Source organism: Bifidobacteriaceae bacterium, assembly GCA_031281585.1.
In the GTDB taxonomy this organism is placed as follows: domain Bacteria; phylum Actinomycetota; class Actinomycetes; order Actinomycetales; family WQXJ01; genus JAIRTF01.
The window spans coordinates 1-11014 of the sequence record JAITFE010000048.1 but is presented as its reverse complement, the minus strand read 5'-3'; the positions used below and the strand labels follow the sequence as shown (position 1 = coordinate 11014).

The window sequence follows — 11014 nt, the reverse complement described above, 5'->3', positions numbered from 1 at the left end:
CGTAGGAAGGAAGGACGGCTATGACTGCGCGGATCGTGGTTTTCTGCTGTGGTCTCGCGCTTGCCTCGGGCGTCATGGCCGGCTGCGCGGTCGAGGCGGAAGCGGGCGGATGCGGTCTCCAGGCCCTGATGGCCGTTGGGTTGTCCGCCCAAGAGGCGGCCCCCGGGGAGGTGTTGGATCTCACGGGAGGGGACGCCTTCACGCATTGTCCTTTCAATGACAAGGGCGAGCTTGACGCCCGAGGCTGGACGGCGTCCCCGTTGGAGGATCTGCCTGTCATTTGGATTCAGGGAGACCAGAGCACCACTCTGACCGTCATTGACGCAGACGAAGAGGGAAAGCTCGCCGTCTCGATCAAGATCCCGGCTGATGCGACTCCGGGAAAGGCCACCATCGTTGTCGGGTCCGAACAGGTCGGGGAAGTCGCGCAGGTCGATTTGCTGATTGTCGGAGAACGCGGGTGAACTGGACCAATCAGCGCACCTCGCCCAGCCGTGGCGAGGGCCTGGCGCTGCGATGGGATTTGCCGAACGGCGGGAAATAGGTACCGTCCCCATTTTCGGCGGGAAATAGGTACCGTCCCCGTTTTGGTCGCCCTCTGGTGGGGCTGTGCCATCATGGCTGGATGGCCAAACCCGCCGAGTCGACCAGAGGCGCGGGGGCTGGCTTTGAGCAGGTTGTTTTCAAGGGCGAATTCAGGCCTTATCAGGCGGCGATTCTGCGGGAGACCGGAGAGCATTTGGCGGACGGCCGGATCCACGTTGTGGCGGCGCCGGGCAGCGGCAAGACCGTGCTGGGGTTGGAGCTGATTCGCTGGCTGGGCCGGCCCGCTTTGATCCTGGCGCCCACGGTGGTCATAGCCCAGCAATGGGGCGAGCGCCTGGCGGACTTGTTCCTGCCAGCCGGGGCCGACCCGGCCGCGTTCGTGTCCCACGACCTGCGGCGGCCCGCGCTGATCACCTCGGTCACGTACCAGGCGCTGCACGCCGCGCTGCGCGGCCTGGATCCCGGCGAACCCGCAGACCAGACAGATGTCGCCGACTTGCGGGACGGCGCAGACCTGCTCGACGCCGCCGACCAGGAAGAGGCCGCAGACCCGCCGCACGTCGCGGGCTCCCCCGGCGCCGGAGACCGAGGCGACCCGGCGGGGCCGGCGGAGGAGACGGCATCGTGCAAGATTTCCGAACCCGGACACCGCGGGCCGGAAGCCGAAAGCCCGAAGTTTGACCTGTTCGCGGCGGTTCACGCGGCCGGGATCCGCACCATCTGCCTCGACGAGGCCCACCACTTGCGCCGGGAATGGCACAAGGCGGTGGAGGCGCTGCTTGAGGACTTGGGCTCGGCGGCCAAGGTCGTGGCGCTCACCGCCACCCCGCCGTATGACGCGTCCGCCGGTGAATGGGACCGCTACACCCGCCTGAACGGGCCGATCGACGCGGAGATCTTCGTCCCGCAGCTAGTCGCGGACGGGACGCTCTGCCCCCACCAGGACTACATCTGGTTCTCCACGCCAACCGCCGCCGATGCCGTCGCCATCGCCGAGCACAAAACCCGCGTCAGCGCCTTCCTCGGCGAGTTCGCGGCCGGCGGACTCCTGGCGGAGGCTGTCGCGCTCTGCGCCGGCGGGTCGGATAGCGAGTACGTCTGCGAGCACGCCGACGCGCTCGCGGCGCTGATCCCGTTGACGCGCTGGGCCGGCCTGGACGTGCCACGCGAGTTGGCGGCCACACTGGTGCCAGGGCGGGGGGAGCCCAAATTCGAGTTGGCGGGCGTGGAGGCCGCCTTGGCCGCGATCGCCTTCGGCGAGGAGTTCTTCGGCGAATTCGCGGGGCGGGTGGCGGCGTTGGCGAGGCGCCACCGGCTCTTGCACAAGAAACGGTTCCAGCTCGTCAATGACGTGGAGTTGGACCGGCAACTCGCGAACTCGCTCGGAAAGCTTGACGCGGTTGGGCGGATCGCCGCCGCCGAGCACGCGGCGCTGGGCGCCAACCTGCGGCTGGTGGTCCTGACGGACTACATCCGCGCGGATCACCTGTCGGTTGTGGGAAACCCGGAACTGCCGCTGACGGCGATGGGCGCGGTGCCGGTCTTCGAGACGCTGCGGCGGTCGCTCCCGCAGTCCACGCCGATCGGGCTGCTGTCCGGCTCGTTGACCCTGTGGCCCGCCGACCGGGCCAGCGAACTGGTGGCGCTGGCCGCCGAACAGGACGTGGAGGCTAGCTTCGAGCCCCTACGCGGCACCGGCTACGCACGCCTCCGATTCGTCGGCTCCAACCGGGCGAAAGTCGCAGTGGTGACGGAGGCGTTCCGGCGCGGCGCGGTCACGGCGCTGGTGGGCACCACGGCGTTGCTCGGCGAAGGCTGGGATTCGCCGTGCGTCAACACGCTGGTGCTGGCCAGCTTTGTGGGCAGCTTCATGCTGTCCAACCAGATGCGCGGCCGCGCCATCCGCTCCTACCCCGAAGTCCCCGACAAGACCGCGAACATCTGGCACCTGGTCGCGCTGGAGCCCACCGACCTGGGCAAAGACCGGTCGCACCGCGAGTTCTGGGCCTCCGCAGACGGGGGAACGGACGCCAAGGCGGCGGGTGCCTCCGAACTGCCGCCGCTGCCGGACGACGGGGACCCGAGGATTCGCAGCGCGGACTACTCCACGCTGGCGCGGCGGTTCCGGGGCTTCTTCGGGCCGGCGTATTCGGCGGCGGAGATCCGAACCGGCATTGGGCGGGTGGACATTGTGCGGCCGCCGTTCACGCGGGCGGGCGTGGAGCGGATCAACGCCGGGATGGAAAGCCGCGCCCGCGACCGGGCTGGGATGGCCCAGGCTTGGCGGCGGTCGCTGGGCGAGGTGGGCGCGGTCGGGATCGAGGACGTGGTTTCCGTCCCCGACCAGCCCGTGCGGCCCCCGGCCGCCGTGTGGAAAGACGCGTTGGGGCTGGTGTGGCTCACCACGGCGATGTGGTTCGCGGCCACTCTGCTCCGGGACGCGGTGGGGCCGCAGCTTGACGCGGCCAGCGCGGACTTGGCGCCGCCCGTGGTAGTCCTCGCGCTGGCGTGCCTGGGGGTGATTGTGTTCGGGGTGATCGGATTCGCCTTGGGGATCAGGCGGCTGACACGCGGGTATTCGACCAGGCGCGTGGTCGGGGCGCTGGCCAACGCCGTGCGGGACACCATGTGCCAGCTTGGGGAGATCACGTCGCGGGCCACGCATGTCTCGGTGGCCCTGGGCGAGGCGGACCAGTCCGTCGAATGCGCGTTGGTCGGCGGCACCGCCCGTGAGAAGGCCGCGTTCGCGGCCGCGATGATCGAGATCATGTCGCCCATCGACAACCCGCGTTATGTGATTGTGCGCGGGCGGCGGGACTTGGCGGCGGCGCGCCCCAGGGACGCGTTCGCCTGCCCCGGCTTTGTCTCCACGGCCGACAAAGCGGCGGTGTTCGCGGAGGCCGTGCGGCACCGGCTCGCCGCCTACCAGGTCAGATACACCCGCAGCGCCCAGGGCCGCGCCCTGCTGGTCGCCTGCCGCCAATGGTCCTACATCAACCGCAACGCGCGCTACGTTGATCGGTACCAGGCGGCCCTGAACGGGCTGGGGTGACGGTGGCCAGGTGAGGCGGCGGCCATCCCGGCCCAAACCCCAACCCAACAACCCGACACCACCCGCACGCGGAGGATTTCAATGAGTCAACGAATCAACCACTCCCGGAGGGTTGACAATTGGGCAGCACGCCGCTGACAGCCGCCCTCCGCGGTTTGAGGGCAACCGGCGGCAAGAGCGGGGGCGGCCGGACGGCATCGTCGGCTTGACTGGGCTTTTTCGCTAAAGCCCCGTTGCCCGATGCCGTCCGGCCGCCCCCGGTGCAGCCGTCAGACTTTCTCGTCGGCGGTGGCGCGGCCCGGCAACGCGAAGGAGAAGCCCAAAGCGGCCGCGGACGCGATCGCGCCGATGACGAGGGCGGTGCGGTAGCCGCCCGTGGCGTCTCCGTTCGCGACGGCCGAGGCCACCACGGACGCCATCACGCCCATCCCGATCCCGGCGCCAATGTTGTACGCGGCGTCGTTGAGTCCGGGCAGGACGCCGGGACGCTCGGGCGGGGCGTAAAGCACGCCGAGGGCGTTGAGCGCGGTGTTCGTCGCCGCCGAATAGGTGGCACCCATGAGCAGCGACAACGCGAAAAGAGCCCACTTAGAACCCAACCCCGCCACCATCCCGACGGACAGGAGCAGCGTCCCGGCCAAGCCGAAGCGGAGGACCAGGCGGTAGCCGACGCGCGGCGCGAGCCAGCCGGCGGCCGGCGCCAACAGCCAGCCGAGCAGGGAGAACGGCGTCAGGAACATCAGCGCGGAGACCGTGCCGCCCATGCCGAAGCCTGCCGGATCCTGGGACAACGCGGGCAGCGCGAACAACAGCACGGAGAAGGCTGAGGCGAGAGTGAAGAAGGTCGTTCCGAGCAGGCCCCAGATTTGGCGCTGCGCCAGCACCGACAGGGGGATCAGTGGCTGCGGGGTCCGCCGCTCGCGGACCACGAAGCAGATGGCCAGCACCACGGCCGCCCCGAACAGGCCGACGGTCCACGGGCTGGTCCAGCCGGTCTCGCTGAAGCCCAGCGTGAGCACCATGTTCAGCGCCCAAAGCGCGCCGGTCATGGACAACGCGCCGGGCCAGTCCATCGACGCGGCGGCGGCGACACGGGTCTCCGGCACCCAGCGGAACACCAGAATGACGGCGGCCACTTCCACCAACAGGATCACCCCGAAGATGCCGCGATAGCCGAACGCGTCCGTGATCATCCCGCCCGCCAGGGTGTCAATCCCGGCCACTCCGCTGTTGATCGCAGCGACCAGGCCCATGTAGGCGCCGAACTTGCGCGGCTCGAGGATCGCCCGCAGCGTCAGGTTGCCAAGCGAGAACGTCGCCCCGCAGAATCCCTGCAGGCCGCGCCCTATCATCAGCCACAACGTGTTCGGGGCGACCAGGGCGATGACCGTGCCGAGGATCATCATGGCGACGGAGGAGATCAGCGCCCGGCGCCGACCAATCTTGTCGGCGTACGGCGGCAGCAGGATAGCGAGCGCGGCGGAGACCGCCAGGAACACGGTTGAGCTCCACCCGATCACGCCGGCGTTGGTGTGCAGCCGGTCCGCCATGTCGCCAATGGCGGGCGAGAGCATGGTGGCGTTGAGCTGGAACGCGCCGATCACGCACATCAGCGCGGCTAGCACCAACGGAGGCCGCGCGTCGCGGCCCCGCACTTTCTCAACTATGTACTGGTCCTCGGGCGCGGGATTCGGCGCCGGATGCTGCGCCGGGTTCTGTGACGGGTTGGTGGTCATGAGATTCCTTCCATGGGTCGGTCAGGCGTGGTCTGGTGGCGGAGCACGTCTTCGAGCAGGGCGACAAAAGCCTCCCGGTCCGCCGCTTCGATCACTTTCGCGTTGGGTGTGGCGCCCAGTTCGGGCAGGATTTCCGGCCAGGCCATCGAGGAGTAGCCGCGGGTCAGCTCGGAGCCGGTCTCCACGTCGACCCGGTAGGCGCGCTCCGCCAGGATCAACTCCGGGCGGAGCAACGTGGCCAGCGTCAGCGAGTCGGGGTGGGTGGAGCCGTCCACGCCGACGGATTCGTTGAACGCGAGCGTGGTGTCGCAGACCCTCTTGAAGAAGCGGCCCAACGGGGTGGGGATGGCGGCCAGGCGCTCGTATTCCGCGCGCGGCAGGGTCGCGTCGCGCAGTGTGAGCGGGTCCCAGGTCAGCACATGCACGTCCGGGAAGCCGGCTTGGAAAACAATCTGGGCGGCGTCCGGGTCCACGTAGAAGTTGAACTCGGCGGCGGCGGTCATGTTCCCCCGGCCGTTGTTGGAGCCGCCCATGATGTGCAGGGACTTCACTCGCGCCGGGAACGAACGGTCTTTGACCACCGCGGCCGCTATGTTGGTCAGCGGCCCGATAGCGCAGACGCTCACCTCGCCGGGCCGTTCGGCGGTGATGCGCAGCAGCGCGTCCACGGCGTGCTCTCCGTCCGTGGTCACGCCCGTCATGTCCATGGCGGGGCCGCCGGAGCCGTCGCCGTGGACGGATTCGGCGGATTCCCAGGGCCGCGACATGGGCTGCGAGCAGCCCAAATGGATGGGTACCCGACCCAGCCGGCCGGCGGCGTTCAAAGTCATGTGGGCGTTGGCGACCTGTTGGTCGAAGCCCACGTTGCCAGCCACCATGGTGATGGCCCGCAGGTCCGCGCGCGGGTCTAACAGCCCTAGCATGATCGCGACGCAGTCGTCCTGCGCGGTGTCGGTGTCAAGAATGAATGGAACGGCGTCCATGGCGACCTCCTTGTCGGTGTGGTTTGCGGCGCCCGTGCGGGTGCCGGATCAGTAAGAGCGGCCCGAGCCCCGCTCGCCGGTGACGATCGCCACCGAGTTCGAGGAGCCCACCAGCGCCGCGCCCGCGCGGAGCAGGGAGAGGGCGTGGTCTAAGGTCGCGATCCCGCCCGACCCCTTCACCCAAACCCCGGCGGGGGCCTTGGCGACCAGGTAGCGGATCGATTCGACGGACGCCACCTCGACCGAGCCGGAGGAGGCGTTCTTGAGGAACGCCGCGCCCGCCTCGACCGCCAACTCCACGGCTGCGTCGCGTTCGGCGGGGGTCAGCAGCGGCAATTCGAGCATCACCTTGACGGGCACGCCCGCCGCCACCACCCCGGCGATGTCCGCCCTGAAGTCGTCGTAGCGCCCGTCTTTGAGCCAGCCGATCTGCACGCCCATGTCGATTTGGCCGGCGCCCAGCCGGACCAGTTCGGCGGCCTCCGCCGCCTTGCCGGCGCTGGTCATGACCCCGGTGGCCGGGAAGTCGAGCGCGGAGGCGACGGCCACGCCGGTCCCCCGCAGCACCTCCGCGGTCAGCGGCACGCACGCGCCCGCGACCATGGCGGCGTTGAACCCGTGTTCGGCGGCCTCTTCGGCGTGGCGGATCGTCTGCTCGCGGGTGGTGCCCGTGCCGATCAGAGTGTGCTGGATGTACGGGGCCAGTTGTGCGGGTTCGGTGATGTTCTCCGGTCGCACGATGCCGTCGGTTTGGGTTTGCGTACTCATGGCGTCCTTTCTGGGACAGTCGGTTGGGAGCCTTATGGCTGGTAGTTCGGGGGTTGCGGGCTTTGCGGTTGGGAGCCTTGGGGTTGGGTGTCTTGGAGCGGGCAGCTCGGGGGTCGCGAGGTGCCGGGCGGAAGGTCATCTGGTCGGAGACCTTGCGGTTGGGGGCTCACGGGTTGATCGCCTTGGTGCTCCGGGCCTTGGGGTTGGGAGTCTTGGAGCCGGGGGTTCGCGGACTGGGAGCGGGTCGCCGCCGCGAGTCCGCGCAGGGCTGGCGCGAGGCGGGCCAATCCCGCGTTCCCCAGGGCGGCGGTCGCCTCCTCCAGAGTCGGCAGGGAGGGGATGACGCCCCGACGGGTGACGGCGAGGCCGCCGCAGACCGCGCCCAGGCGGGCCGCGTCGACCAGGTCCAGGCCGGCGGCGAGACCCGCCGCGAAAGCGCCGTTGAAGGCGTCGCCCGCGCCGGTCGTGTCCACGGCGGGCCCGGCGGCGAATGCGGGCACGTGGACGGCCGCTTCGCCGGGCGCTTGCACAAGCACGCCGCCCGCGCCCAAGGTCATCACCACCGTGACGCCATGCCGGCGTGCCAATTCGGCGGCGGTGGCCTCCGGCCCTGCGTCAACCAGGCCTGCGCCGACCGGCCCTGCGTCAACCAGGCCTGCGCCGACCGGCCCTGCGCCGACCGGCCCTGCGCCGACCGGCCCTGCGCCGACCAGGCCTGCGTCAATCGGCCCTGCGTCAATCGGGCCTGCGTCAACCGGGCCTGCGCCGACCGGCCCTGCGCCGACCGCAGACCCGCCAAACTCAGACCCGTCAAACTCAGACCCGCCAACCTGGGCAGCGCCGACTCGGGCCGCTTCGGCTTTGGCTTCGCTGACCTGGGCCGCTTCGACTTGGGTCGCGCCAGCGGCCTCGGGGGCCGAGTCGCGGAGCAGGGCCAAGGCCTCGGTCTGGTTGGGGGTGACTATGTCAATGTTCGCCCAGTCGGCCGGGGCCAACGCTGGCGCCGGAGCCGGGTTGAGGATGGTGACCGCTCCGGCGGCGGCGCCCGCCGCGAGCGCCGCGCGGACTGCGGGGAGTGGGATCTCGCAGGAAGTCAGCACAATCCGCGCTCGTCCGCCCTCGGTGACCGAGTGCCGGACGTGAGCTGGTTCCAGGTCGGCCAGGACGCCATCGGCCACCACTATCCGGTTCTCGCCGGTGGCGTCGGTGACGATCGCCCCGAGCATGGTCTCGCCTGGTATGACGGCGACTCCTGCGGCATCGACCCCTTCGGAGGCCCAAAGCTCGCCGCCCGCGCGGCCGGCTCCGTCCGGTCCCACGGCGCTCACCAGCCCGGTCTTCGCGCCGAGCCGGCTGGCGGCCACCGCCTGATTGGAGGCCTTGCCGCCGGGGGTGTTGACCAGCGTGGCTCCGCCCACCGTCTCTCCGGCGGCGGGCGCCCGCTCAACAAAAAGGGAGACTCCAAGACCGAATCCGCCGACCGCCAAAACGTCAATTGACATGTTGTCCTCGTTATCCTCCTTGACTAGTAGACAAGCACGGACAACCATAGACAACAACAGGACATGACGCAAGCCGCGAGCTAGGCTGGAACCATGGACCCCGGAGACCTGGTCGAACCCTTGGCGCTCGACCGCGCCGGGCCAACCCCCGTCTACCGCCAAGTCGCCGGCGCCCTTCAGGCCAAGATCGAATCGGGGGCGTGGCCGGTCCACTACCGGCTGCGCACCGAACCGGAATTGGCCGCCGCCCTCGGAGTCTCGCGCGGGACGTTGCGCAAGGCGATCGAGGTCCTGATCGCGGAAGGCCGGCTGACCACTGTGCGCGGGCGGGGGACGTTCGTCACCTCGCCCGCCATCGAGACGCCCATCACCAGCCGGTTCGCCACCTTGTCGGAAGAACTGGCCCGCCAGGGCAGGCCGTTCACCTCGCGGGTCGTGGACCGGCAGATCGGCCCCGCTCCCGCGCCCATCGCCGCGCTGCTCGACGTGCCCGGCGGTGAGGCGGTCTTCCGCCTCGAGCGGGTCCGCACGGATGCGCAGGGACCCATCGCCTGCCTGGTCAACTATGTCCGGGCGGCGCTCGCGCCCGGGATCGAGGAGGTCGACTTCACGTCCCGGCGGCTGTTCGACTACTTGGAGGTCGACTGCGGACTCCCGATCGCCTACGGCCAGCGGACCATCACTGCGATCGCAGCCCCGGACTTGGTGGCCGACCGGCTTGGAACCGCCCCCGGCGCGCCCATCTTGTACCTAGAACAGGTCACCTACCTGGCGGACGGCCGCCCGGTCGAATACTCCGACGTGTGGGTCAACCCCGGCCGCATGCACATCACCGCCATGGTCCCCCGCGCCCAACTGCCTTGACGGAAATGGGGACGGTACCTGACCCGAAAACACCGCATCGCTGAGCGTCAGGGCATCGCGTCGAGCGTGATGACCATGCTGCACTTCCTCCCATCACGGCGTCCGGGAACCGGATTGGGTTGCCATTTTCGGCTCTCCGGAAATAGGTACCGTCCCCATTTCCCTTCCCTATCACGGCGTCCCGGAACCGGATTGGGTTGCCATTTTCGGCTCTCCGGAAATAGGTACCGTCCCCATTTCCGCGGGTCTGGGCGGACGGCATCGTGCGCTGGCCGTGTGAGCGCGTTAGGTCACGCGAAGGCGCGGCACAACTCCCCGAACTCGGCGTTGGCCGTGGTCGCCTGGTCGACAAGGCCGCCAATGAACGAATTCCCCCGGAGGAAGCCGAAGAGCACCTTGAGGGCCAGCAGAAGGCGGCGCGTGTTCCGGAGGTCGGCGAGGCCGGAGGCCTTGTCCGCGATTGAGGCGGCCAGCGCGCGCTGCTCCGGCGTCTCGGCCGAACTGACCCGCCGGATCGCGGAGCGAGCCACGGTGGCCGCGATCCACGCCGCCAGCGACAGGATCAAGACCGCGCCGAGCAAGATCAGCCACCAGCGGCTGAGGAACACGGCCAGCGCCAAGGCCACCAGGATCAGAAACAAGCTGACCAGCTGGGCGACAAGCGCGATTCGCCGCAGCGACCGCTCCGCCCAGGCGGCCCCGACGGCCCGCAAGGCCTTCGCTCGAACAGACTGCGCCACTCGGTCAGGCTACAGCCACCCGAGTGCGCAAGGAAAAGGGCACGTCCCCCGCTGACGCCTGCCCGCCGCCGGCGGGTGAAGAGACGGAAACCTACACTCGCAGCCGAATGTAGGTCCGTATCTGGTCCGGGACGCCGAGTGTAGGTTCGTGTCTGGCACGGGTCGCCGAATGTAGGTTCCCGTCTGGCTCAGGCCGTCGAATGTAGGCTCGTGTCTTCGGGGGTTTCCCGTTTCCCCTGGTCAGCGGGGCGGCGGTCGGTCACGGGCAGATGAAATCCTACAGTCGAACGCCGAGGCCAGATGGAAACCTACGCTCGCCGCCGCGGGCTGGATGCCGGGTCTCGCCATCTTGTGGACGCCGCCGCAGGCCAGACGCGAACCTGACGTGCCCATGCGCGCGGATTCGACTCTCCACCAATTGCCTGGCCTGGGACCGGTCCGCTGGCGTGCCCACGCGCGCGGATTCGACTGGGCCGTCATGCCGGGTGGCCTGCGCGTCCTAGCCGGCCGTTTCATGCCCAGCCGCCTGCGGCAGGTAGCGCCTGAGTGTCTTCACGGGGATCATCAGTTGGTACGGGTTGCCGGGCAACTCAAGAAAGTCGCCGTTGCGCAGATAGAAGCTCTTCGCCTGGTCGTCGCGGCAGTGGACCAGGACGGCGGCCGCCCCGATCGACTGGCTCAGCAGGGCCGACCTCGCCAACGCGTCGCGAAGCAGCAGGCGTCCAAGCCCCATGCCCTGCCAGCGCATGTCCGCCGCGAGCCTGGCGAGCAGCGCGCAGGGGACTTCGGTTGGTCTGCTTCGGGGATGCAAACGCTCCGGCAC

The 11014-nt window shown here is 69.5% G+C and carries 9 protein-coding genes; 3 read left to right on the top strand and 6 right to left on the bottom strand.

Going from position 1 to position 11014, the window contains the following annotated elements; all coding sequences use genetic code 11:
• Positions 1-20 precede the first annotated feature (20 nt).
• Positions 21-464 (top strand): hypothetical protein, encoded by a 444-nt coding sequence (locus LBC97_05035; protein MDR2565417.1) that lies wholly within the window; start codon positions 21-23, stop codon positions 462-464.
• A 161-nt stretch (positions 465-625) separates the two neighbouring features.
• The gene (locus tag LBC97_05030) at positions 626-3598 is read left to right on the top strand and encodes a DEAD/DEAH box helicase family protein (GenBank protein MDR2565416.1); all 2973 of its coding nucleotides are present in this window, start codon (positions 626-628) and stop codon (positions 3596-3598) included.
• Between the two features lie 269 nt (positions 3599-3867).
• On the opposite strand, the gene LBC97_05025 is transcribed toward LBC97_05030, so the two are convergent.
• From LBC97_05025 to LBC97_05010, 4 genes are read right to left on the bottom strand one after another with little or no spacing between them, the layout of a single operon-like run.
• On the bottom strand, positions 3868-5334 hold the full coding sequence (locus LBC97_05025; protein MDR2565415.1) for an MFS transporter: 1467 nt from the start codon (positions 5332-5334) through the stop codon (positions 3868-3870).
• Positions 5331-6317 (bottom strand): nucleoside hydrolase, encoded by a 987-nt coding sequence (locus tag LBC97_05020; GenBank protein ID MDR2565414.1) that lies wholly within the window; start codon positions 6315-6317, stop codon positions 5331-5333. Before LBC97_05020 ends, LBC97_05025 begins: the two co-directional genes overlap by 4 nt.
• Positions 6318-6365: 48 nt before the next feature.
• The gene (gene deoC / locus LBC97_05015; GenBank protein ID MDR2565413.1) at positions 6366-7085 is read right to left on the bottom strand and encodes a deoxyribose-phosphate aldolase; all 720 of its coding nucleotides are present in this window, start codon (positions 7083-7085) and stop codon (positions 6366-6368) included.
• 32 nt (positions 7086-7117) lie between these two features.
• Entirely contained in the window at positions 7118-8587 is a 1470-nt protein-coding gene (locus LBC97_05010; GenBank protein MDR2565412.1) for a PfkB family carbohydrate kinase, read from the bottom strand.
• A 93-nt stretch (positions 8588-8680) separates the two neighbouring features.
• On the opposite strand from LBC97_05010, the gene LBC97_05005 reads away from it, so the two are divergent.
• The gene (locus LBC97_05005; protein MDR2565411.1) at positions 8681-9451 is read left to right on the top strand and encodes a GntR family transcriptional regulator; all 771 of its coding nucleotides are present in this window, start codon (positions 8681-8683) and stop codon (positions 9449-9451) included.
• Between the two features lie 290 nt (positions 9452-9741).
• On the opposite strand, the gene LBC97_05000 is transcribed toward LBC97_05005, so the two are convergent.
• Both LBC97_05000 and LBC97_04995 read right to left on the bottom strand, forming a co-directional pair.
• The gene (locus tag LBC97_05000; GenBank protein ID MDR2565410.1) at positions 9742-10191 is read right to left on the bottom strand and encodes a hypothetical protein; all 450 of its coding nucleotides are present in this window, start codon (positions 10189-10191) and stop codon (positions 9742-9744) included.
• A 499-nt stretch (positions 10192-10690) separates the two neighbouring features.
• Positions 10691-11014 (bottom strand): N-acetyltransferase (locus LBC97_04995; GenBank protein ID MDR2565409.1); only part of this gene is annotated, 324 nt, incomplete at its 5' end.